The sequence below is a fragment of the Pseudomonas sp. W2Jun17 genome, assembly GCF_023127795.1.
Taxonomy (GTDB): Bacteria; Pseudomonadota; Gammaproteobacteria; order Pseudomonadales; family Pseudomonadaceae; genus Aquipseudomonas; species Aquipseudomonas synxantha_A.
Genome location: NZ_SPKO01000040.1, coordinates 186,108 through 210,261, shown reverse-complemented (window position 1 = coordinate 210,261; position 24,154 = coordinate 186,108). Strand labels below are relative to the sequence as shown.

Genomic DNA, 24,154 nt, shown 5'->3' with positions numbered 1-24,154 from the left:
CTCCCGCAACCAAACATCAAAAAAGGCTACTCGAAAGAGTGGCCTTTTTTGTGCTCGCGTGTTTTCTCCCGCTGCGCCTGAAAACACCGCCAACACTTTGATTTCAGAATAATTCGCGCTTATTTGGTCCATCGGCTCATTAACGGTTGACACCTCGCCGCTTGGCTGTAGAATGCCGCCCACAGACGCGGGATGGAGCAGTCTGGTAGCTCGTCGGGCTCATAACCCGAAGGTCGTCGGTTCAAATCCGGCTCCCGCAACCAAACATCAAAAAAGGCTACTCGAAAGAGTGGCCTTTTTTGTATCCGACGAAAAAGTTCTTCTGAAACAATGGCATGGCATCTTTCATGAAACCGTAGTCGGTTTGTAGAGTCCATCTCATTGCACGCTAGGCTCAATGCTCAAGCGCTACCCTCTACGACCAATGGCCGCAGTCGCCGACCCCGGTGATCCGCGTTAATATTTGTAATTATTTTGTCCATAGGGATTGGTAACTTGGCCGGATACCCCCATCCTGTCGCGCACAATCCACGAGGTGATTGATGCGCGCCAACTCGTCTGAACCACAAGACACCGTCACAGCAGAACAACCGATCACGCCGACCCGCTTGCGATGGCTGGATTTGTTGAGCAAGTATCGCCAGCCCATTGGCCTGGCCGTAACGCTGCTGCTGTTTGCAATCGCCCTGATCGCCTGCCGACACCTGCTGCTGGAACTGGACCTCTACGCACTCCACGATTCGATTCTGGAAGTGCCCAAGCCAGCCTTGCTCGGTGCGTTTGCAGCGGCAGTCGCAGGTTTCATTATCCTGCTTGGTTATGAATTTTCCGGCGCACGCTATGCCGGCGTGAAGTTACCCGCCAAGACCCTGGCCCTGGGTGGCTTCACCGCCTTTGCCATCGGCAACGCCATTGGCTTGTCGATGCTCTCGGGCGGTTCGGTGCGCTACCGTTTATATGCACGCCACGGCATCGGCGCATCGGAAGTGGCGCACATGACCGTGTTCGCAAGCCTGGCCCTGGGCTGTGCCCTGCCGCCACTGGCCGCATTGGCCACGCTGAGCAATTTGCCGGCGGCTTCGACTTACCTGCATTTACCGCAAAGCCTGCTCGGGGGGATTTCCGGCGCCGTGTTGGTGTTGTCGGCCATGCTGTGCATCGGCATCTATCGTCGTCGCCTGCCGGAACAGCCCTACCCCGATAACCTGCTGGTCAAGGCCGGGCGTCGCACCCTGCGCCTGCCGGGCCGCCGCCTGACCTTCCTGCAGTTGATCATCACCGCCCTCGACGTAGCCGCTGCCGCTGCCGTCCTTTATATGCTGTTGCCGGAAGCACCGCCCTTCGGCCCGTTCCTGCTGGTGTACCTGCTGGCACTGGCCGCCGGTGTGCTCAGCCATGTGCCGGGGGGCGTGGGTGTATTCGAAGCGATCCTGCTGGCGGCCTTCGCCGACAAACTCGGTGCCGCGCCCCTGGCTGCCGCCTTGCTGCTGTACCGGATGATCTACGTGGTATTGCCGCTGCTGATCGCCTGTGTGTTCCTGCTGGTCAACGAGGCCCAGCGCCTGTTCCAGACCCAGCAAAGCCTGCGGGTGGCGTCGGGGCTGGCAGCGCCGGTATTGGCCGTCCTGGTTTTTTTGTCCGGCGTGGTCCTGCTGTTTTCCGGCGCCACGCCAGAGATCGACTCACGCCTGGAAAACATCGGCTTCCTGATTCCCCACCGCCTGATTGACGCCTCGCACTTTGGTGCCAGCCTGATCGGCGTGTTGTGCCTGTTGCTCGCCCAGGGCCTGCGTCGACGTTTGTCGGCGGCCTGGATGCTGACCATGGTGCTGCTGCTGGTCGGCGCCCTGCTCTCGTTGCTCAAGGGCTTCGACTGGGAAGAAGCCAGCCTGATGACCATGACCGCGGTGCTGCTGGCGATCTTTCGCCGCTCGTTCTACCGCGCCAGCCGCTTGACCGAGCTGCCGTTTTCGCCGCTTTACCTGGTGGCCAGTGTCTGTGTACTCGGCGCCTCGATCTGGCTGCTGTTGTTCGCCTATCAGGATGTGCCTTACAGCCATCAACTGTGGTGGCAGTTCACCCTCGACGCCAACGCCCCCCGCGGTTTGCGCTCGTTGCTGGGCGCTGCGGTGCTGCTGGTGATCGTATCGCTGACCTGGCTGCTGCGCACGGCGCGCCCGGTCATCCACTTGCCCACCCCGGAAGAACTGGAGCGCGCCAGCAAGATCCTGATGGCCTCGTCCCAACCCGACGGCGGCCTGGCGCTGACCGGCGACAAGGCGCTGCTGTTTCACCCCAACGATGAAGCCTTCCTGATGTACGCCCGTCGCGGGCGCAGCCTGGTGGCCTTGTACGACCCGATCGGCCCGACCCAGCCGCGCGCCGAGATGATCTGGCAGTTCCGTGACCTGTGCGATATCCACCACGCAAGACCGGTGTTCTACCAGGTACGCGCCGAGAACCTGCCGTACTACATGGACATCGGCCTCACCGCGATCAAGCTGGGCGAAGAAGCCCGCGTCGACCTGAAACGCTTTGACCTGGAAGCCAAGGGCAAAGAGATGAAGGATTTGCGCTACACCTGGAACCGTGGCACCCGGGACGGCTTGTCCCTGGAAATCTTCGAACCGGGCCAGGCGCCGATGGATGAATTAAAAGTCATCTCCGATGCCTGGCTTACAGGTAAGAATGTGCGGGAAAAAGGCTTCTCCCTGGGCCGTTTCAGCGACGACTACCTCAAGCACTTTCGTATCGCGATCATTCGCTTCGAAGGGCGCCCGGTAGCCTTCGCCAACCTGCTCGAGACCTACAATCATGACCTGGCCAGCCTTGACCTGATGCGCGCCCACCCCGACGCGCCCAAGCTCACGATGGAATTCATGATGGTGGGCCTGATTCAACATTATAAGAACCACGGCTACGCCCGCTTCAGCCTCGGTATGGTGCCGCTGTCGGGCTTGCAACCGCGCCGTGGCGCACCGCTGACCCAGCGCCTGGGCTCGATGGTGTTCCGCCGTGGCGAGCAACTGTATAACTTCCAAGGTTTGCGCCGCTTCAAAGACAAGTTCCAGCCCGACTGGGAACCCCGTTACATGGCCGTGCCCGCAGGACTTGATCCGCTGGTGGCACTGGCCGATACCGCCGCCCTGATCGCGGGCGGCTTGACTGGATTGGTGAAACGCTGATGATTCGACGCTCCTGGCGGTATGTATTGGCCTTTGTAGTGCTGCTCGCGCTGGTCGTGGCGGGTGGTTTTTGGTACTGGAATCGCCCTGCCCCGCAACCGACCCTGGAGCAATTGCCCCAGGCCGATGGCTCGGTAATGACCCGCGTCACCCCCGCCAGCGCCGCCAAAGCCCGTGTGGCTGTGGCCGTGATGGCCGATGAAGCGCTGACCGACAGCCAACTGGTTGCCCTGAGCCAGGGCGGCGCGGCGCAAATCGTTCAGGTGATCCTGCCTAAGGATGACTGCAAGCTGCAGGAACAAGCGCTGCAAGGCGCCCTGGCCCAGCTCAAAGGCCCGGCGACCCTGGTCAGCGGCATCGGCCCTGGCGCTGCGCTCGCCTGGCGCTGGCTGGCCACTCAGAATGATGACAAGGCTAACGCGATCTCCGTCGGCTTTGCCCTGAAACAGGAAGGCTGCAACGACCCGCTGCCCACGACCTCTGCCCACGGCAACTGGCTGGTGGCGTGGAACGACAATCCCGACGATGAAAGCGCCAGCTTCGTACGTGACACGCCGCGTGCCACCACCAGCATCAGCGACTACGACATTCATTACCCGCAAGTGCTGAACAACGAGCTGCGCAAGCAACTGGTCGGTTCGGACAACGGTGGCCTGGCGATTCCCGTGGTGGAAGTTCCTGCCGGGCAGGCCAAAGACACCGTGACCCTGTTCCTCTCCGGTGACGGCGGCTGGCGTGACCTGGACCGCGATGTGGCCGGCGAGATGGCGAAGATCGGCTACCCGGTGGTCGGCATCGACACACTGCGCTACTACTGGCAGCACAAGAGCCCGGAGCAAAGCGCCAAGGACCTCACCGAGTTGATGCAACACTATCGGCAGAAGTGGGGCACCAAGCGCTTCGTGCTGACCGGTTATTCGTTCGGCGCCGATGTACTGCCGGCCATTTACAACCGTATGCCGGAAAACGAACAGCAGCGCGTCGATGCGATCATCCTGTTGGCATTTGCGCGCACTGGCAGCTTTGAAATCGAAGTGGAAGGTTGGCTGGGCAACGCCGGCAAAGAAGCCGCCACCGGCCCGGAAATGGCCAAGCTGCCACCTGAGAAGGTCGTGTGCATCTATGGTGCAGAGGAAGTCGACGAGAGTGGCTGCACCGACAAGACCGCAGTGGGCGAAGCCATGAAGCTGCCGGGCGGGCATCACTTCGATGAGAACTACCCGGCGCTGGCCAAGCGCTTGGTGGATATTATCGTCAAGCACCAGGGCAAAACCGAGTAGCTCCAGGGCTGTACACAAAACCAAATGTGGGAGGGGGCTTGCTCCCGATAGCAGGGTGTCAGTCAATGATGTATGACTGATCCACCGCTATCGGGAGCAAGCCCCCTCCCACATTTGTTTTGTATTGTCAGTAATATCTAGCGCGGTTCGATGTGGGCAATCATCAGCTGTACAGTCTCATTGCCGCGAAACTCGTTCACATCCAGCTTATAGGCCAACTCCACCCAACGCACCGTCGGGTTCGGCCACACCTCGCGGTCCACGCCGAAGGCGATGCCATCAAGCTTCACTGACCCGCATTCGCTCTTGAGCACCACCTTCAGGTGCCGCTCCCCCACTGCCCGCTGCTCCACCAACTGGAACACACCGTGAAACAACGGCTCCGGAAAGTGCTGCCCCCATGGGCCGGCATGGCGCAGGGCGCGGGCCAGCTCCAGGTGGAACTCTTCCACGGCCAAGGTGCCGTCGGAGAGCAGGCGGCCGGTGAGGTCCTCTTCACGCAGCTGCCGACGCACTTCGGCATCGAAGGCTTGCGCAAACAGCGGGAAGTTCGCCTCGGGCAGGGTCAGCCCGGCGGCCATGGCGTGACCGCCGTACTTGCTGATCAGGTTGGGATGCTGGCTTGCAACAACCGCCAGCGCATCGCGGATATGAAAGCCTTGCACCGAACGCCCAGAACCCTTGAGCAGGCCGTCGCCCGCGTCAGCAAAGGCAATGGTCGGGCGGAAGTAACGTTCTTTCATGCGCGACGCGAGGATGCCGATCACCCCCTGGTGCCACTCCGGGTCGAACAGGCACAAACCGTACGGCATCGACTCCACCGGCAAGTCCTTGAGCTGGGCCAGGGCCTCGCGCTGCATGCCTTGTTCAATGGATTTACGGTCCTGGTTCATGCCGTCCAGTTGCGCGGCCATTTCCCGTGCGGCGCCAGCGTCGGTGGTGAGCAGGCATTCGATGCCCAGGCTCATGTCATCCAGGCGCCCGGCCGCGTTCAGCCGCGGGCCGAGGATAAACCCCAGGTCGGTGGAGGTGATGCGAGCGTGGTCGCGCTTGGCCACTTCCAGGATCGCCTTGATGCCAGGCCGCGCCCGACCGGCACGAATGCGCTCCAGGCCTTGATGAACGAGGATGCGATTGTTGGCGTCCAGCGGCACCACGTCGGCGACGCTGCCCAACGCCACCAGATCAAGCAGTTCACCGATGTTCGGCTGGGGTTTGTTGTCATACCAACCCAGGCTGCGTAACCGCGCGCGCAGGGCCATCAACACGTAGAAGATCACGCCGACACCGGCCAGGGCCTTGCTGGGAAACGTGCAGCCCGGCTGGTTCGGATTGACGATGGCGTCGGCGGCCGGCAGTTCATCGCCGGGCAAGTGGTGGTCGGTGACCAGCACCTTCAGCCCCGCCGCTTTCGCCGCTGCGACGCCTTCGACGCTGGAGATGCCGTTGTCCACGGTAATCAGCAACTGGGGCTCGCGCTGCAACGCCACCGCGACGATTTCCGGCGTCAGGCCGTAGCCGTACTCGAAACGGTTGGGCACCAGGTAATCGACATGGGCCGCCCCAAGCAAGCGCAGGCCCAGGGTACCTACGGTGCTCGCCGTGGCGCCGTCGGCGTCGAAGTCACCAACGATCAGGATACGTTGGCGCTGCTCCAGGGCGGTCACCAGCAAGTCCACCGCCGCGTCGATCCCTTTGAGCTGCTGGTAGGGAATCAACCGCGCCAGGCTCTTGTCCAGCTCAGCTTCCGATTGCACCCCGCGCGCGGCATAGAGACGGGTCAACAGCGGCGGCAATTCACCGAGAAAAGGCAGGACGGCGGGCAATGGGCGGGGATCGATACGCATGGGGTGACGGGCGCTTCTCTTCTAATACATCGGTTAAACACAGATATTGAACGCAACAAAGATCAAGTGTGGGATCTGGCTTGCCTGCGATGGCATCCACTCGGTGTGTCTGATGTACCGAGTGGTATGCATCGCAGGCAAGCCAGCTCCCACCTTTTCAACCGCGCTCGCCAACCAGCCATTGCAGTTGCACTTCATGCTGGCCACGGTCGTCGGTCACGAAGATCGTACCTTCGCTGATCATCACATCCCACTTGATCACCCGCGGCATGTCCTTGGCCAGGGTCTCCAACACTTCCTGGGGCACGGCAGCGATGTGCACGTTCTTCAGGTTATTGGCCACCGGCACTACCTTGCCTTCCCACACACGCAGGCTGCCATAGGCCAGCAGGCTGGTGCGCTCGGTGCGGCGCGAGCACCAGGTCAGGCGATCGGCATCCGGCTGGCCGACTTCGATCCAGTGCAGGACCCGATCATCCAGGCTTTTTTCCCACAGGGCTGGTTCGTCTACATCCGACAGGCCACGCCCGAACGCCAGTTGCTCGTTGTACCAGAGGGCGTAGGCCAGCAGGCGCACGGTCATGCGCTCTTCGGTTTCCGAAGGGTGGCGGGCAATGGTCTGTTTGACACTCTCGTACACCGAACGGTCGAGGTCGGTGAGGTTGAGTTCGAACTTGTAGGTCGTGGACGGCTGGGCCATGAACGGGCTTCTAAAGACAAGGAAAGGCGGCCAGTCTAACCGATGGCGAGGTCATTCAATGAATACTGCGCTGCATCCGGGCGGCTCGCCTATGTTAAAAAGCAAGACACCATCGTCCCGCGCTTGTAAGGATCCCCATGTCGCTCAACGCCAAACCACTTGCCGGCCTGAAAGTCATCGAACTGGGCACCCTGATCGCCGGCCCGTTTGCCTCACGCATTTGCGCTGAATTCGGTGCCGAGGTGATCAAGGTCGAATCCCCGGACGGCGGCGACCCGCTGCGCAAATGGCGCAAGCTGTATGAAGGCACCTCGCTGTGGTGGTTCGTACAGGCCCGTAACAAGCAGTCGCTGACCCTCAACCTCAAGCACCCCGACGGCCTGGCAATCCTCAAAAAACTATTGGCCGACGCCGACATCCTGATCGAGAACTTCCGCCCCGGCGTGCTGGAAAAACTCGGCCTGAGCTGGGAAACCCTGCACGCTCTAAACCCCAAGCTGGTGATGGTGCGCCTCTCGGGCTTCGGCCAGACCGGGCCGATGAAGGATCAGCCAGGGTTTGGTGCCGTGGGTGAATCCATGGGCGGCTTGCGCTATATCACCGGCTTCGAAGACCGCCCGCCGGTGCGCACCGGGATCTCCATCGGCGACTCGATTGCCGCGCTGTGGGCGGTGATCGGCGCGCTGATGGCGCTGCGTCATCGCGAGGTCAACGGCGGCTTGGGCCAAGTGGTGGATGTGGCGCTGTACGAAGCCATCTTCGCCATGATGGAAAGCATGATTCCCGAGTTCGATGTGTTCGGATTTATTCGCGAGCGTACCGGTAACATCATGCCCGGCATTACACCGTCTTCGATCCACACCAGCGCCGACGGCAAGCATGTGCAGATCGGCGCCAATGGCGATGCAATCTTCAAGCGCTTTATGGCGACCATCGGCCGTGACGACTTGGCGAACGACCCGCAATTGGCCAGCAACGATGGGCGTGACAGCCGCCGCGACGAGCTGTATGGCGTGATCGACCGCTGGGTCAACTCGCTGCCGCTGGAGCAGGTGATTGAGCAACTGAACAAGGCTGAAGTACCCGCCAGCCGTATCTACAGCGCCGAAGACATGCTGGGCGACCCGCAATTTCTGGCCCGAGAGATGTTCCTCAAGGCTCAGCTTCCGGACGGCAAGCACTTCAAGATGCCAGGCATCGTGCCCAAGCTTTCGGATACACCGGGCAGTTGTGAATGGGTGGGCCCGCAACTGGGTGAACACAACAATGTGCTGCTCAATGCCCTGGGCTACGACGCGGCGGCTATTGCGCGTCTGCGTGAGAATGGCGCGATCTGAGAATCGCGGGCAAAAAGAAACCCCGAGCAGTGGGGAGACAACTCGGGGTTAAACGTGGCCTTAAAAAGGCACGCACAGCAAGCGACAAACACCGGAGCACAATGATTGCTCTTGCTGTTACGGACTCTGACTGACCGCCGCGTAGGAAGGTTCCGAAGAAAAATAATGTTTCATGCGAGTGCGCCGCCACGGGTTTGGGCAGCATTGCGCAAGGCAGCAATGACCGAGGGTTCCAGGCGCCCTTCGGCGATTTTCACGTCGCGAAGCAGGCAATCCGCGACATCCACCAGCGCACGCTTGTCGGACAATTGCGCGCGATCGACATCGCGCTCGACCACAATCGCGCCGCCGGGATTCTTTACGGTTACCAGGCACTCTTCCCGCACACCAGAAGTGGTCAGCGTAACCTGATAAGGGCTCAGTGCTTCACTGAGCAATAGGTGGATACTTTCCATCTCGATCACCACTCAATCATTCGAAAAAGGTTCGAAAAACAAAAATGTCACGAAGAGGCTGACATTCAAGTGACCCGTGCTCAAAGCAGAAAGTTCTACCTTTTGTGAAATCCACTGCTTGAGGAAAACGAGCATGCACGGAAAAGATGACAGAGAAAAAACACAGGCTCACACGCTAGAATCCCTGGATTACCTGGGAGCCTGCCTTGAGAGCTGCGTCTGAAACACCTTTGCGCGTCGTCATTGCCGACGATCATCCGATTTTCCTGATTGGCCTGCGCGCCGTGCTTGAGCGTGACCCGCACATCAGCATCGTCGGGGAGGCCAACTCGCCGCAGGCCCTCAATGCGTTGCTGCAAGACTGTGCCTGCGATGTGCTGGTGACCGACTTTATGATGCCTGCCGAGCCCCATGCCGACGGGTTGCGCCTGATCGACCAACTGCGCCGACACTACCCGGACCTGCCGATTGTGGTGGTCACCATGCTCAACAATGCCGGTTTGTTTCATTCGATTCTGACATTGGGCGTGATGGGCCTTTTGAGCAAGGCCAGCCTGGCCGATGAACTGCCGCAGGCGATTCGTCAGGTCCGCCAGCAACGCACCTACGTGGCCCAGACCATTCGCCAGGCGCTGAGCCTGGCCGGAGAAGCCGGTGCCGATCGCCTGCACTCCCAGGAACAGTTGTCCCCCCGGGAGCTGGAGGTGATTCGCCTGTTGGCCACTGGCATGACGGTGGGCCAGATGCCGCGCATCTGCATCGCAGCAAGCAGACCGTCAGTGCGCAAAAAGTCAGCGCCATGCGCAAACTGGGGCTGGCCAATGATGCCGCTCTGTTTATTTATGTGCAGGAACACGGGCTGGCCTAGCCTGGAACGCAATCCATTGCTTGAGCGCCTCGGCCTCCATCGGCCGGGCAATGAAGCAGCCTTGCAACCACGCCGCCCCCAGCTCACCCACAGCGTGGTAGTCGGCAGCACTTTCAACCCCGGTGACGACCACGGCGATATCCAGACGCGCGGCCATGCTCATGGCCCCCGCCACCACCGCCGCCTTGCGATCGTCATCGGCCATTCCGCAGGCAAACGCCGGGGGGATTTTCAGTTCGGTGAAAGGCAACTCCAGCAAATGTTGCAAGCTGGTGCCACCCATGCCGAAATCCCCGATGGACAACTGGCAACCCAGCATCCGCAGGCGCAGCAAGCCAGTGAGGTGGGCACTGTCGGTTTTCAGCGTTGAGGTTTCCACCAGCTCCAGGGTGAGGCTATGGGCGGGTATGCCGTGAAGTTGCAGCAGCCCCTGCAATATTTGTGGGAAGTGTGTGCGCTCAAGCATACGTCCGGGAATGTTCACCGCCACCGGCAGCACCTGGCCGGTCTCGCCCATGACCTGGTTGGCCAGGCCAAGTGCCTGTTCCAGCACATGCCAGGTAAAGGCCTCTTCCATGCCGGCAAACTCCAACACCGGCAGGAACTCTTCGGGCAGCAGCAATTGAGCGTGCGGCAACTGCCAACGCGCCAGCGCCTCCACCCCTTGCAACACCCCGGCCTGGCTGACGATGGGTTGGTACCAGACCCTGCCGCAGGCCGCGATGGTGGCCTGGCTGACATCCGCCGACGGTGGCAGTTGTTCCCGCGCGCTCAACCCCAGCAACTGGCGCACACGCTCCCAGGACAGCACCGCTGGCCCTGGGCGCAAGTGCCGCTGACAATCGGCCAACACCTGCCCGATCAGCGTTGCCGAGGCCGGCTTGGGCAAGCACGCCAGCACGTTGAGGCCCAATTGCCGGGCCATGTTCGCCACGCCTTCGAGCACATCGGGCTCAGCATTGCTGAGCAGAACCAGCACTTGAGCCAAACGGCGCTCGGCGAGTTCGCGGATCAACTCCAGCCCATCGCCCTGCTCCAGATACAGATCGCAGATGGCGACATCCACCGGGCCTTTGCTGTCCAGGGACTGGCGAGCCGTTTCGACATCTTCAGCAGTCAGTACATTGAACACACCATTGGCATTGAGCATCTGGTGCAGTGCCATCAGCTGAAACGGGTTGTCTTCGAGGATCAGGACATTGAGAGAGCGCATGGGTCATGGAGTCGGTACTGGGAAAAGTCCTTCACAGTAGCCATAAGACGCGAAGCGTCCCATAGGACGTGTCCGAAATACTGTCGAGCGGAGCGCACAACTTGGTTGACGCCACCGCTAACCACGATGCGAAGCAAGCCGATCTTGATCTTGACCTGCTTTTGATCTCAGGCGCCCCGTTAAACCACGCTGGCCGGAATCCGACATGGATTTGGGGGGTAAACCGGCAGGGATGCCGGTTTAGCCGCCCCGCGCCATGGATGGCGCGTGGCGGCGGCCCCCCAAATCCATGGCGGATTACGGGCACACCGAGCCGGGCAAGCCCCCTCCCACATTTGGGACCAATACCATCAGTTAGATACTCATCTGCTGCCAAGCCGTCACGGGAGCAAATCTCCTCCCACATTGCATCGCGTCAGCTATCAGTCCAGATAAGGCTGCAGATCGCGACGAAACACCTTCAACACCTCAGACAACCTCAACCACGGCTCCTCAAGCTCAGCCCCACGCTGCTCCCGCGCGCATTGCTCAAGCACCACACAAGCCTTGGCCAACGGCAGCGCATCCACCAGCGAACAAATACCCTTGAGCCGATGCAGCGCCGCATTCAAGCGCGCCACATCACGCTCGGCCAATGCGCTGGCCAATACCTCATGCTCGTGGTCCAGGCTTTTTGCCAGTTCTTGCAACATGCTATGCAGCACAGGCCCGTCAGCCTGGGTCATGGTACGCAGGGCCTGGATATCAAACGAACGCTGCGGCGCCACCCGCGCCAGCACGCGCGTCCAATCCTCCAGAGTCACCGGCTTGACCAGCAGCTCATCCATACCCGCGTCCTCACAGCGTCTTTGTTCATCTTTCATCGCGTTCGCCGTGCAACCGATCAACGCACAACGGGGCCGTTGTTCTTCGGTTTCGATACGCCGGACCGCCTCGCTCAAGGCATAGCCAGACATACCCGGCATCTGGCAATCGGTCACCAGCACGTCGAAACGCTGCTCGCGCCATCGCTGCAAAGCGGCCTCGGCCGAATCCAGGGCGATCACCTGATGCCCCAGGAACTGTAACTGCTGCGCCAGCACCAAGCGGTTGGCCGCCAAATCATCCACCACCAGCACCGACAGGCTACGCCCCGCTGGGGGCAACGCTGGCGCTGGCGTGGCCGGCACATCGTCGGTGCTGACCCGATCAAGGCGCAGGTCGATGCACACCTCGGTGCCCTCACCCACCACGCTTGCCAAATGAATGCGACCGCCCATCAACTCCACCAATTGCTTGCAGATACTCAGGCCCAGCCCGGTGCCGCCATGTTCCGCCGCGGTCAATGCGCTCACTTGGGTAAACGGCTTGAACAACCTTGGCTGCTGTTCGGCGCTGATCCCCGGGCCGCTGTCTTCGACGCACAGGTGCAGGTATTCGGTATCAGACTCATCCCGCTGGCAGGTGACGCTGAGCCGCACCCCGCCCTGCTCGGTAAACTTCAGCGCATTACCCAGCAGGTTGTGCATCACTTGGCGTAAACGCAGCGGATCGAACCAGTAATAGCCCTTGGCCGCAGGATCAAACGCCAGGGTCAAATGCAGGCCCTTTTTTTGCGCCGTGGCTTCGAACAGACGCTGGATGCCTTCGAAAAAACCCTTCAACTCGGTGGTTTGCGGAACCAGTTGCAGGTGACCGGCCTCGATCTTGGCCAGGTCCAGGCTGTCGCCCATCAGCGCGATCAGCTCGCGCGCCGAACGATGGGCCACCTGTAATGCTTCAGAGACGGGCTGGCCGCTTGCCAGGCAGCGTTCCTGCTCCAGCTCGAGCAAACCGATGATGGCGGTCATGGGTGTGCGAATTTCATGACTTAGCGCAGAAAGAAATGCACTTTTGGCGTAGTTCGCTTCGTCGGCAGCCTGGCGGGCATCCATCAGTTGGTGCTCCAGGTCTTTGCGTTCGTTGATATCGATCCAGCCGCCCAGCAGCCCCTGCAAGCGGCCCTGGGCATCGAAGAACGGAACCGTCCACTGGTAAACGTGAAAGCTGCCGCCGTTGAACTCCAGCTCGCGATCGACAAACAACGACTGTTGCGTGGCCAGTTGTTCCATATGGCCGGCGTGCAGGCGCGCCGCCGTGGCCTCGGGCATTACCCCACTTTCCAGCAGCGTCAGCCCCTGAATCAGCTCAAGCCGGGTCGCCAGTTGCTGTTCATAGCTTTTGTTGCAGGTCACCAGCCGCCCGGCCAGGTCGCGCACAAACAGCGGGTTGGGCATGCCGTCGAGCAACGCGCGTTTGAACGCCAATTGGTCATTGAGCCGCTGCTCGGCCTCCAGCCGCTGGCGAATCTGACGCTTGAGCCGGCTGTTCCACACCAGCGATACCAGCACAAACAGCAGCGCCGTGGCCACCATCCAATACGCCCAGGGCGGCACCCGTTGCCAGGCCGGTAGAGGGATCGCCACAGCGCCGATCCAGCGCAGGCGCAGTGCGCTCAACTCGGCCACCGGCAAGGCTTCCAGGGCCTTGTTCAGGATACTCAGCAGCTCAGGCTGGTCCTTGCGTACCGACAAGCAATTGGATGACCACTTGCCGTCGACACTGCGGCCAATACGCAAGCCTTCCTGGGAGTAACTCTGGACCTCCACCTCAGTCTGCAACGTGGCAGCGGCCTCGCCCCGTTGCACCAGTTCGCGGGCCTGGGTGTAATTGTCCACCAGGCGCAGCTTGATCTGCGGGTGCATCTGGCGGATGTAACTCTCCAGCACATGGCGCGCCGGCAGCGCCAGGACCTTGCCTTCCAACTGCTTCAACCCAGTCAGCGGCGTGGCATCGGCGCGTTCGACGAACACCCAGCCGGAGCCGCCAAAGCCATGACTGAAGTCGAGCAGCGCCCTGCGCTCCTGATTCGACGCCAGGGTGGTGTTCATCTGCGCCCTGCCGGTTTCCAGCCATTCCAGGGTTTGCGCGGTGGAGTGCACCTCTTCGAAGACAAACTGCAAACCGGTCATGCGCGAAATGCGGTGCAGCAGGTCGACATTCAAACCCACCCAGTGACCGTCCTTGTCCTTGAATATGTAAGGTGACATCTGCTGCGCCACCACCACGACATGGGGATGCTGCAACAGCCAGGTGCGCTCCGAGGCCGACAATTCAACGCGCTCACCCCTGAAGCCGACACCGAGCCCTGTGGTCCAGCGGCCCAGGATCTCCCGCTGCACCGACTCGTCAATGCTCGCCAAGGCGCGGTTCATCATCGCCCCCAGCAATGGGTCGGCCTGGCGGGTGGCGAAAGCAAAGCCGATGGGCGCCAGCCGGCTTTGTTCCTTGATCTGCAACCCCAGGTAAGGCCGCAGCGATTTGTAGGCCCGCACAATCACTTCATTGCCGATAAACGCATCGGCATCACCTTGCTTGAGCGCCTCCAGGCCACTGTAGAGGTTGGGCGCGAGCATGATGTGGCTATCAGGGTAAGCCGCCTGCACGTTATGCACATTGGCGTAGCCATCGAGCAATACGACTTTCTTGCCCGCCAGGTCGTCCTCTTGAAGCTCATCGCGACGCAGCACCACCACTGACCGATCGGGCATGTAGTCCTGGGTGAACTGCAAGCCGGGCACATCGCGCTCATAGCCGTTGGCGCTGGTCAGGATATCGATGGCTCCACTGCGCAGCGCCTCGACCGCCTGGGCCCGCTCGGCAAAGCCCAGCACCTGCATCGGCACCTGCAAGCGCGCGCCGACCAGGCTCAGGTAATCGGCACTGATACCCTGGTAACGGTTGCGGTCGCGGGTGATATCGATCGGCTGATAGTCATCAATGGAAATACCCACCTTCAACGTCCGATGCGTCGCCAGCCACTGCTGCTCTGCGGGCGCCAGGGGCAAAGGCTCAAGCGGGATAAACGCCGGCACCAGCTTGAAAGGCAGGCTGACGGCCGCCAGGCTTACCGGTAGTTGGGTAAGCCACAGCATGCACATCAGCCGCACTGTCCATTGAATCAAAACCTGCACCGATTTGGCTTCCTTGATTGGGCGAAGGAACAAGTATGGCTCGCCAAAATAAAAAAGCCCGTCACGAGGACGGGCTTGGCCGACTGCAAAAAAGCTAACTGCCGGATGTAATCTGATCAACCGCGGGCATCAGAGCGGCTTGCCACGATTGCCATGCTGGCTGACAAACGCCTGCACCGCCTTCAGGTCGTTAGCCAGCACGGTGCAGCGCTCTTCACGCTCGAACAGGTCGGCCAGGTGCTCCGGCAATTCCAGCGCCTTGCCAACACCGGCCTTCTCCACCGCTTCGGGGAATTTGACCGGGTGCGCGGTACCCAGGATCACCATCGGAATATCCAGGCTACGGCGGCATTCGCGCGCAGCCTTCACGCCGATAGCTGTGTGGGGGTCGAGCACTTCGCCGGTCTGGGCATAGACCTCGGCAATGGTTTCGCACGTCTGCGCATCATCCACGGCCAGGGAGTCGAACAGCTTGCGGGTTTCGGTCCAGCGCTCTTGCTCGACGCTGAAACCGCCACCCTGCTTGAAGCTGCTCATCAACTCGGCCAGCGCCGCGCCATTGCGACCGTGCATGTCGAACAGCAAGCGTTCGAAGTTAGACGACACCATGATGTCCATGGATGGCGACAGTGTGGCGTGCAGGGTTTCCTTGACGTACTGGTTGCCGCTCATGAAGCGGTGCAGGATGTCATTGCGGTTGGTAGCAACGATCAACTGATTGATCGGCAGGCCCATGTTGCGTGCCAGATAACCGGCGAAGATGTCGCCGAAGTTGCCGGTCGGCACCGAGAACGACACCGAACGCGCCGGGCCGCCCAGCTGCAGGGAGGCGTGGAAGTAGTAGACGATCTGGGCCATGATCCGCGCCCAGTTGATCGAGTTCACCGCCACCAGGCGTGTGCCCTTGAGGAAGCTCTGGTCAGCGAAGCTGTTCTTGACCATTTCCTGGCAGTCATCGAAGTTGCCTTCGATGGCGATGTTGTGGATGTTCTCACCGAAGATGGTGGTCATCTGGCGACGTTGCACCTCCGACACGCGCTTGTGCGGGTGCAGGATGAAGATGTCGACGTTTTCGCAGTGCTTGCACCCTTCGATGGCAGCCGAACCGGTGTCACCGGAGGTGGCGCCGATGATCACCACGCGCTCGCCGCGCTTTTCCAGCACGTAGTCCAGCAGGCGCCCCAGCAGTTGCAGGGCGAAGTCCTTGAACGCCAGGGTCGGGCCGTGGAACAGCTCCAGCACCCACTCGTTGCCGTTCAGCTGGCGCAAAGGCGCGATGGCGCTGTGGGCAAACACGCCGTACGTCTCTTCCAGGATCTTCTTGAAGTCCGCATCCGGAATGCTGCCGGTGACGAACGGGCGCATTACCCGGAACGCCAGCTCGTAGTACGGCAGGCCGGCCCAGGAAGCGATTTCTTCCTGGGTGAAGCGTGGCAGGTTTTCCGGCACGTACAGGCCGCCGTCGGTGGCAAGGCCTGCCAGCAGGACGTCTTCGAAATTCAGGGCCGGTGCCTGGCCGCGGGTGCTGATGTAACGCATGAGTGGCTCCTCTAAAACATTCTCGAACAGAGGCCGCCGAAGGTGCGGGGCCCCTGGAACAAATCGGTTAGTTCAAGTGCTCGACGCGAATGCGCACCACCGGGCCGACCACACCTTGCAGGGCTTCGAGGGCGTGGATGGCATCGTTGATATGCTGCTCGAGCACGCGATGGGTCAGCAGGATCATCGGCACCTGGCCGTTTTGCTCCTCGACTTCCTTCTGCATGATCGATTCGATGTTGATACCGCGCTCCGACAGAATGCTGGCGACCTGGGCCAGCACGCCCGGATGGTCCTGGGCCTGGATGCGCAGGTAGTAGGCGCTTTCGCAGGCTTCGATCGGCAGGATCGGGTGGGCCGACAGCGAGTCCGGCTGGAAGGCCAGGTGCGGTACGCGGTTTTCCGGGTCGCTGGTCATAGCGCGGACCACATCCACCAGGTCGGCGATCACCGACGAAGCGGTCGGCTCCATGCCGGCACCGGCGCCGTAGAACAGGGTGGAACCGGCGGCGTCACCGTTGACCATCACCGCGTTCATCACGCCGTTGACGTTGGCGATCAGGCGGTCGGCTGGAATCAGCGTCGGGTGCACACGCAACTCGATACCGGCCGGGGTGCTGCGCGCCACGCCCAGGTGCTTGATGCGGTAGCCCAGGGCTTCGGCGTAATTCACGTCGGCGGTGGTCAGCTTGGTGATACCTTCGGTGTAGGCTTTGTCGAATTGCAGCGGGATACCAAAGGCGATGGAGGCCAGGATGGTCAGCTTGTGTGCCGCGTCGATGCCTTCCACGTCGAAGGTCGGGTCGGCTTCGGCGTAGCCCAGGGCCTGGGCTTCGGCCAGTACGTCTTCGAAGGTACGGCCCTTCTCGCGCATTTCAGTGAGGATGAAGTTACCGGTGCCGTTGATGATGCCGGCCACCCAGTTGATGCGGTTGGCAGACAGGCCCTCACGGATCGCCTTGATCACCGGGATACCGCCGGCCACCGCGGCTTCGAACGCCACGATCACGCCCTTCTCGCGAGCCTTGGCGAAGATCTCGTTGCCGTGCACGGCGATCAGCGCCTTGTTGGCGGTGACCACGTGCTTGCCGTGCTCGATGGCCTTGAGCACCAGCTCGCGGGCCACGGTGTAGCCGCCTACCAGCTCGATGACGATATCGATCTCAGGGTTGGTGGCCACGGCGAATACATCGTTGGTAATCGCAATACCGGTCGTTTCGAACTGAGGCTTTGGCGAACGCGTGGCAATTTGCGCCACTTCAATCCCGCGACCTGCGCGGCGGGAAATTTCTTCAGCGTTACGCTGAAGTACGTTGAAGGTACCGCCACCGACGGTCCCTAACCCACAGATGCCTACTTTGACCGGTTTCACTGAAGAACTCCCCATGAAACGGCCGACGCTAGGTCGGCCGTGAAAACAGCCGCACAACTGCGGCTCTCAATTAATGACCCGTCGACAGTTCGGCGGGTCATGATCGTCAAAGGCTCGACGATTAATGCTTACTTGGCACCCAGTGCCAGTTTGGCAACTTGCGGCGCCGGCTGGTAGCCCGGAATCACCTGGCCGTCGGCCAAAACGATGGCCGGTGTACCGTTCACACCAATGGACTGGCCCAGGGCGAACTGCTTGGAAACCGGGTTGGCGCATTTGGCCGATTTGATTTCCTTGCCGTCGACCATCTTGTCCATGGCGGCCTTCTTGTCGGCCGAGCACCATACGGCTTGCAACTGCTCGTCACCCGGCGAACCCAGGCCCTGGCGCGGGAACGCTACATAGCGCACTTCCACACCCAGCTTGTTCAGTGCCGGTATCTCGGCGTGCAGCTTGTGGCAGTACGGGCAGGTGGTGTCGGTGAACACGGTGATGTGGGTCTTGGTTTCGCCGATGGCGGGGTAAACCACGGTTTCAGCCACCGGGATGCCGTTGATCAGCTTTGACACGCCCAGGCGCTCGGCCTTCTCGGTCAGGTTGACCGGCTTGCCGTCCTTGAGCTGGAACAGGTAGCCCTGCACGATGTACTGCCCATCGGCACTGGCGTACAGCACACGGCTGCCCTTGAGCTTGACTTCATACAGGCCGGCCATGGGGCTGGCGCTGATGCTTTCGATCGGGGTGTCGAGCGCCAGGTTGGCCAGGCTCTTGCGAATGGTCTGCTCGGCCGCATCATCGGCGACAGCAAAGGTGGAAACCAACGCAATGGCTGCGGCGGCAATAATCTGGGTCAAGCGCATGGGAACTCCTGAAGGCAGAGGCAGGGACGGGAGCAGAATACTGATCTGGAACACAACGGGTGCCGTCCCCTTTGCGAACCGGCAAAGCCTACCACAGTTGGGCGGGAGGGCAGACCGCGACAAGTAAAATGGGCCATTTCTGACGTTTTTATCCGCGCGGGTGATGCTTGGCGTGCATATCCTGCAAACGTGCGCGTGCCACATGGGTGTAGATCTGGGTTGTGGATAAGTCGCTGTGCCCGAGCAGCATCTGTACCACACGCAAATCGGCACCATGGTTGAGCAAATGGGTGGCGAACGCATGGCGCAGTGTGTGAGGCGACAGGGCCTTGCCGATTCCAGCCACTTTGGCCTGGTGCTTGATGCGGTGCCAGAAGGTCTGGCGGGTCATCTGCTCGCCGCGCAGGCTGGGAAACAGCACATCACTGGGGCGCCCACCGAGCAATTCGTGGCGCGCATCGCGCATGTAGCGCTCGACCCACACAATCGCCTCCTCGCCCATGGGCACCAGCCGCTCCTTGCTGCCCTTGCCCATCACACGCAATACGCCCTGGCGCAGGTTGACCTGCTCCAGCGTCAGGCTGATCAGTTCGGTCACCCGTAGGCCGCAGGCGTAGAGCACTTCCAGCATGGCGCGATCACGTTGGCCGATGGCTTCGCTGAGATCCGGCGCAGCCAGCAAAGCCTCCACGTCAGCTTCCGACAAAGACTTGGGAAGAGGCCTGCCTAATTGCGGCATATCGACTTGTAGAGTTGGATCGGTCGCGATGAGCTTTTCCCTCAACAGGTAGCGATAAAAGCCACGCACGCCGGAGAGAAACCGTGCGGTGGAGCGCGGCTTGTAGTTCTGCTCCAGGCGCCAGGCCAGGTGATCGAGGATCAGCTCGCGCCCGGCGTTGATCAGCTCAAGGTTTTTTTCCTGCAACCAGCCATTGAACAGGGCCAGATCACTGCGGTAGGCCTGGCGCGTGTTATCCGAGAGGCCTTTTTCCAGCCAGAGGGCGTCGAGGAAACGGTCGATCAAAGGGTGGTCGATGGCGGGCATGGGTACTCAAAGCGGCGCAGCATGGGGGCTGTGCGAATTATTTAGTGAACTGTGACAAGGGCCGCTAGTCTTTCATAGCCCGCTACTTCAAGGAACAGGAAGCTTCAATGAATGAACAACAGATTTTGCTGGCCTTTGGTGGTATTGGAGTAGCGGCGCTGGGCTGCCAATGGCTGGCCTGGCGGCTCAAGTTGCCGGCGATCCTGTTTCTGTTATTGACGGGTATTTTGGCGGGGCCTGTACTGGGCTGGCTCGACCCGCAGGAGATGTTCGGCCCTCTGTTAATGCCGTTGGTGTCCCTGGCCGTGGCGTTGATCCTGTTCGAAGGCAGCCTGACCCTGCACCTGTCGGAATGGAAGGAAATCGGCAGCGTGGTGCATCGCCTGGTCACGGTCGGTGCCCTGTCGACTTGGGCGGTGATCACCCTGGCCACGCACTGGCTGCTGGGCTTTGACTGGATGCTCGCCCTGCTGTTCGGCACCCTGACCCTGGTGACCGGGCCGACCGTGATCGTGCCGATGCTGCGCGTGGTACGCCCCAAAGCCTCCATCGCCAATATCCTGCGCTGGGAAGGCATCGTCATCGACCCGATTGGCGCGCTGCTGGCGGTAGTGGTCTACAGCTTCATTATTGCCCGGGCTTCGGGCGACGGCTTGAGCCATAGCCTGCTGACCTTTGGCGGCGTCATCCTCTGCGGTAGCCTGTTCGGGATCGCCGGCGGCTGGGTACTGGGGCAGATCATGCGCCGGCAGTGGTTGCCGGAATACCTGCATAACCTCGCGACGCTGGCCGGTGTGCTGGGCATCTTTATCGCTGCCAACCAGGTGATGCATGAGTCCGGCCTGCTGGCGGTCACGCTGATGGGCATGTGGATGGCGAACATGAAGGGTGTGGATGTAAGACACATCCTGCACTTCAAGGAAAACCTCAGTGTGCTGCTGATTTCCGGGCTGTTCATCCTGCTGGCGGCGCGCCTGGACCTGAATGCCTTGATCGCCCTGGGGCCATTCGTGCTGATTCTGCTGGTGATCATCCAGTTTATTGCACGCCCACTGAACGTAGCGCTCTCAACCTTTGGCTCCGGACTGAACTGGCGCGAGCGTGCGCTGCTGGCCTGGATCGCACCACGGGGGATTGTGGCGGCGGCGGTGTCGGCGATCTTTGCGATTCGCCTGGATGAGGCAGGGCATGAAGGCGCGTTATTGCTGGTGCCGCTGACCTTCGCGGTGATCATCGGCACCGTGGTGCTGCAAAGCGCCACGGCACGCCCCTTGGCGCGCCTGCTGAAAGTCGCCGAGCCTGCGCCCAGCGGTTTCCTGATCGTCGGCGCGAACGGCCCGGCGCGGGCGCTCGGCAAGGCGTTGCAACAATTGGGCAGCCGCGTGTTGCTGACGGATTCCAGCTGGGAAAATATCCGCGCCAGTCGCATGGAGGGCCTGCCGACCTACTTCGGCAACCCCGCCTCCCAACATGCCGAGTCCCATCTGGATCTGGTCGGCCTGGGGCATTTGCTCGCGCTCTCCCCGTCCGGCGAGCTGAACGCATTGGCGACCATGCGTTTTCGCCATGATTTCGGCCATCGCCTGTTCGCCCTGGCCAGCAGCCAGGAAAGCCGCCGCACCGACAAACACAAGGCCAGCCACGAACACCGCGGCCACCTGCTGGGCAGCCAACCCCTGAGCTATACCAAACTGGCCAGCCTGTTGGGCCAGGGCGCCGAACTGTATAGCACCAACCTCACCGACGGCTTTGGCTGGGAGCAGTACCAGGCGTTGCACGGGGAGCGCGCCACCTTGCTGTTTGCCCGGGACACCAGCGGCTGGGTGCATGTGGTCACGCCCGAGAGCAGCTTGAAGCCCGCGGCCGGCTGGACCCTGCTGGCGGTGATTCAACCGGAGAACGGCAGCGCCACGTAATCAGTCGGCAAACCCAGGCAGTACCGGTACAGGGCGTTTGTCCGCGTCAATCGCGACAAAGCTGAACACGCCCTGGATCGCCTTTTCACGGCCATCAGCGCTCATGCTCTCGACAAACACTTCCACTTCAACCTTGAGGCTGGTGTTGCCGACTTTGATCACCCGGCCGATCAGCTCAACGATGGAGCCGGCCGGGATTGCGTGATTGAAGTCGATACGGTCGGTGGAGACCGTCACCAAAGGCAAGCGACAGAAGCGCGTGGCGGCGATGAACGACACTTCGTCCATCCATGCCAAGGCGGTGCCGCCGAACAGGGTGTTGTGGTGGTTGGTGGTCGGCGGGAACACGGCCTTGGTCACGCGGGTGACGGACAGGTCGGTGCGGCGCTGGATTTCTTCGAGACGGGTGGTCATGGTCAATACCGGCAAATGGACAAATTTCAGACACAAAAAAGCAGCCCGTAGGCTGCTTTTTTCTGCATCGGGAAGCTGGACTTAAGCCAGTTTTTCCTTGATGCGAGCTGCTTTACCGGACAGGTCACGCAGGTAGTACAGCTTGGCTTTACGTACGTCACCGCGACGCTTGACGGCCATGCTGTCGATTTGCGGGCTGTAGGTCTGGAAAGTACGCTCTACGCCAACACCGTTGGAGATTTTACGAACAGTGAAAGCACTGTTCACACCACGGTTACGCTTGGCGATTACCACGCCTTCGAACGCTTGCAGACGCGAACGGTCGCCTTCCTTCACTTTCACCTGAACGACAATGGTGTCGCCCGGGGCAAAGGTAGGGATCTCTTTGGTCATCTGCTCTGCTTCGAGTGCAAGGATGATTTTGTTAGTCATGCTGTGCTCCTAAGGTAAGTCAATGGACCTACCATCGATACGTTGTTAACTATCGTCCCGCGCGAGGATGTATTCCTCGAGCAGCTTCTTCTCTTCTCCAGAAAGCGAGCGGCTTTCCAGAAGATCGGCGCGTCGTTCATAGGTCCGACCAAGGGACTGCTGTAAACGCCAACGCCGGATGTGTGCGTGATTGCCACTTAGCAATACGTCGGGAACACGCTGATCCGCATACACCTCCGGTCGGGTGTAGTGCGGGCAATCCAGCAAACCATCCGTGAAGGAATCCTCCTCCGCAGAGTCCACATGCCCTAAAGCTCCAGGCAGCAGTCGTGTAACCGCATCTATCAGGACCATTGCCGGCAGCTCGCCGCCAGACAATACATAGTCCCCAATCGACCACTCTTCATCGACATGAGCTTCAATAAAACGCTCGTCAATGCCTTCATAGCGACCGGCAATCAGGATCAAACTTTCCTCATTCGCCAGTTCGCGTACCGCCGCCTGTTTCAGCTGACGGCCTTGAGGGGACAGGTAAATTACCTTCGCCTTCTCCCCGGCGGCTGCCTTGGCCTGAACCAATGCATCTTCCAGGGGCTTGATCTTCATCACCATGCCCGGGCCACCGCCAAATGGGCGATCGTCCACAGTGTGATGTCGATCCGTCGTGTAGTCTCGCGGATTCCAACAGGTGAGCTGCAACAGCCCCTGTTTCACCGCCCGACTGGTGATGCCGTACTCGCTGATGGCGGAAAACATCTCGGGAAACAAACTGATCACTTCAATGCGCAAATTAGCCACGCTTAGAAGTCCGCGTCCCATTCCACCTTCATCTCGCCCGCTGCCAGGTCGACGGCCAACACGCATTGCTCGGTATAGGGCAACAAGCGTTCGCGATCATCCAGGCTGCCAGCGCAAGGCTTGACCACCATTACATCATTGGCGCCGGTTTCCAGAAGATGATCGATTTTCCCCAGCAATTGCCCGAGTTGATCAATAACCTTCAGACCTTCCAGCTGGTACCAGTAGTACTCGCCGTCGGTCAATTCAGGGAACAGGTTGCGCGGCACGCAGATCTCATAACCGGCCAGAAGACGAGCTTCTTCACGATCATCAAGACCCTTGAGCTTTGCGACCAGGAACTTATCGCTCCCGCGTCCACTGACCAGCTCAACCTGCTTCACACTCCCCTCGCGCTTGAGCGTCCAGGTTTTGTACTGCAACAGGTTTTCAGTCGGATCAGTAAAGGAATACACCTTCACTTCGCCGCGAACGCCATGAACAGAGTAAATCTTGCCGATAACGATCAAATCATCAGCAACAGCTGGCGTCGCGTTCATATTGCTCAGGCTGCGGCCTTAGCCGAGTCCTTCAACAGTTTTGCAACGCGCTCGGATGGCTGTGCGCCAACGCTCAGCCAGTAGGCTACGCGCTCTTGGTTCACGGACAGACGAACTTCTTGACCACGAGCAACAGGGTTGAAGAAACCAACCTGTTCCTTGTGCGAACCGTCGCGCGGGTTGCGGCTGTCGGTTACGGTCAAGTGGTAAAACGGGCGCTTTTTGGAGCCGCCAAGGGCAAGACGGATTGTTAGCATGTGAACATCGTTCCTGTAGTCGGTGCTGCAAATCTAAATGCACAGCGGGCATAGGTGCCCGAAAGGCCGCATATTCTAAGGAATATCCGGACTTTTGCAAATGTC

At 60.7% G+C, this 24,154-nt stretch carries 18 protein-coding genes, 1 tRNA gene and 1 pseudogene; 6 read left to right on the top strand and 14 right to left on the bottom strand.

Annotated elements, in window-relative coordinates:
* Nucleotides 1-186: 186 nt before the first annotated feature.
* The 3 genes from E4O98_RS27085 (at nt 187) to E4O98_RS27075 (ending at nt 4,465) form a co-directional block, all read left to right on the top strand.
* Nucleotides 187-263: transfer RNA gene (locus E4O98_RS27085), tRNA-Met, on the top strand.
* Between the two features lie 279 nt (nt 264-542).
* Complete coding sequence (gene mprF / locus E4O98_RS27080; RefSeq protein WP_005791060.1) at nt 543-3,185, top strand: bifunctional lysylphosphatidylglycerol flippase/synthetase MprF; 2,643 nt, start codon at nt 543-545, stop codon at nt 3,183-3,185.
* Nucleotides 3,185-4,465 (top strand): AcvB/VirJ family lysyl-phosphatidylglycerol hydrolase, encoded by a 1,281-nt coding sequence (locus tag E4O98_RS27075; protein WP_078822228.1) that lies wholly within the window; start codon nt 3,185-3,187, stop codon nt 4,463-4,465. The genes mprF and E4O98_RS27075 overlap by 1 nt, the downstream gene beginning before the upstream one ends.
* A gap of 137 nt (nt 4,466-4,602) precedes the next feature.
* Here the strand turns inward: E4O98_RS27075 and recJ are convergent, their stop codons facing one another.
* Both recJ and E4O98_RS27065 read right to left on the bottom strand, forming a co-directional pair.
* Nucleotides 4,603-6,312, bottom strand: a complete 1,710-nt coding sequence (recJ, locus tag E4O98_RS27070) for a single-stranded-DNA-specific exonuclease RecJ (RefSeq protein ID WP_248136742.1) — start codon at nt 6,310-6,312, stop codon at nt 4,603-4,605.
* A 157-nt stretch (nt 6,313-6,469) separates the two neighbouring features.
* Nucleotides 6,470-7,012, bottom strand: coding sequence for a YaeQ family protein (locus E4O98_RS27065; RefSeq protein ID WP_003193952.1), 543 nt, complete (start codon nt 7,010-7,012; stop codon nt 6,470-6,472).
* A 137-nt stretch (nt 7,013-7,149) separates the two neighbouring features.
* Between E4O98_RS27065 and E4O98_RS27060 the strand changes: the two genes are divergently transcribed.
* Entirely contained in the window at nt 7,150-8,349 is a 1,200-nt protein-coding gene (locus tag E4O98_RS27060; RefSeq protein ID WP_148852652.1) for a CaiB/BaiF CoA-transferase family protein, read from the top strand.
* A 170-nt stretch (nt 8,350-8,519) separates the two neighbouring features.
* On the opposite strand, the gene E4O98_RS27055 is transcribed toward E4O98_RS27060, so the two are convergent.
* Entirely contained in the window at nt 8,520-8,804 is a 285-nt protein-coding gene (locus E4O98_RS27055; RefSeq protein WP_248136740.1) for a DUF3509 domain-containing protein, read from the bottom strand.
* Between the two features lie 206 nt (nt 8,805-9,010).
* On the opposite strand from E4O98_RS27055, the pseudogene E4O98_RS27050 reads away from it, so the two are divergent.
* Nucleotides 9,011-9,672, top strand: a pseudogene (locus E4O98_RS27050) (response regulator transcription factor).
* Here E4O98_RS27050 and E4O98_RS27045 read toward each other — a convergent pair.
* The 6 genes from E4O98_RS27045 to xerD form a co-directional block, all read right to left on the bottom strand.
* Nucleotides 9,641-10,885, bottom strand: a complete 1,245-nt coding sequence (locus tag E4O98_RS27045) for an EAL domain-containing response regulator (RefSeq protein ID WP_032879641.1) — start codon at nt 10,883-10,885, stop codon at nt 9,641-9,643. The pseudogene E4O98_RS27050 and the gene E4O98_RS27045 sit on opposite strands and share 32 nt — an antisense overlap.
* A 422-nt stretch (nt 10,886-11,307) precedes the next feature.
* Entirely contained in the window at nt 11,308-14,877 is a 3,570-nt protein-coding gene (locus E4O98_RS27040; RefSeq protein ID WP_248136738.1) for a transporter substrate-binding domain-containing protein, read from the bottom strand.
* 129 nt (nt 14,878-15,006) lie between these two features.
* Nucleotides 15,007-16,416 carry a threonine synthase gene (gene thrC / locus E4O98_RS27035; protein ID WP_032879637.1) on the bottom strand — a complete coding sequence of 470 codons (1,410 nt, stop codon included), beginning with the start codon at nt 16,414-16,416 and terminating at the stop codon, nt 15,007-15,009.
* A gap of 67 nt (nt 16,417-16,483) precedes the next feature.
* The gene (locus E4O98_RS27030) at nt 16,484-17,788 is read right to left on the bottom strand and encodes a homoserine dehydrogenase (RefSeq protein ID WP_005791086.1); all 1,305 of its coding nucleotides are present in this window, start codon (nt 17,786-17,788) and stop codon (nt 16,484-16,486) included.
* Between the two features lie 128 nt (nt 17,789-17,916).
* The gene (locus E4O98_RS27025; RefSeq protein ID WP_005791088.1) at nt 17,917-18,648 is read right to left on the bottom strand and encodes a thioredoxin fold domain-containing protein; all 732 of its coding nucleotides are present in this window, start codon (nt 18,646-18,648) and stop codon (nt 17,917-17,919) included.
* Nucleotides 18,649-18,796: 148 nt separating this feature from the next.
* Nucleotides 18,797-19,693, bottom strand: a complete 897-nt coding sequence (xerD, locus tag E4O98_RS27020) for a site-specific tyrosine recombinase XerD (protein ID WP_078822235.1) — start codon at nt 19,691-19,693, stop codon at nt 18,797-18,799.
* Between the two features lie 107 nt (nt 19,694-19,800).
* On the opposite strand from xerD, the gene E4O98_RS27015 reads away from it, so the two are divergent.
* Nucleotides 19,801-21,609, top strand: coding sequence for a sodium:proton antiporter (locus E4O98_RS27015; protein WP_032879635.1), 1,809 nt, complete (start codon nt 19,801-19,803; stop codon nt 21,607-21,609).
* Here E4O98_RS27015 and E4O98_RS27010 read toward each other — a convergent pair whose 3' ends face one another.
* From E4O98_RS27010 to rpsP, 5 genes are all read right to left on the bottom strand, one after another.
* Entirely contained in the window at nt 21,610-22,023 is a 414-nt protein-coding gene (locus tag E4O98_RS27010) for an acyl-CoA thioesterase (RefSeq protein WP_005791095.1), read from the bottom strand.
* 81 nt (nt 22,024-22,104) lie between these two features.
* Nucleotides 22,105-22,455, bottom strand: a complete 351-nt coding sequence (rplS, locus tag E4O98_RS27005; protein ID WP_003175895.1) for a 50S ribosomal protein L19 — start codon at nt 22,453-22,455, stop codon at nt 22,105-22,107.
* A 45-nt stretch (nt 22,456-22,500) separates the two neighbouring features.
* Nucleotides 22,501-23,274 carry a tRNA (guanosine(37)-N1)-methyltransferase TrmD gene (gene trmD, locus E4O98_RS27000; RefSeq protein ID WP_173664496.1) on the bottom strand — a complete coding sequence of 258 codons (774 nt, stop codon included), beginning with the start codon at nt 23,272-23,274 and terminating at the stop codon, nt 22,501-22,503.
* Entirely contained in the window at nt 23,256-23,792 is a 537-nt protein-coding gene (gene rimM, locus E4O98_RS26995) for a ribosome maturation factor RimM (RefSeq protein ID WP_003175898.1), read from the bottom strand. The genes trmD and rimM overlap by 19 nt, the downstream gene beginning before the upstream one ends.
* A 5-nt stretch (nt 23,793-23,797) precedes the next feature.
* A complete protein-coding gene (rpsP, locus tag E4O98_RS26990) occupies nt 23,798-24,049 on the bottom strand; it encodes a 30S ribosomal protein S16 (protein WP_003175899.1) in 252 nt (83 codons plus the stop codon).
* Nucleotides 24,050-24,154: the final 105 nt, after the last annotated feature.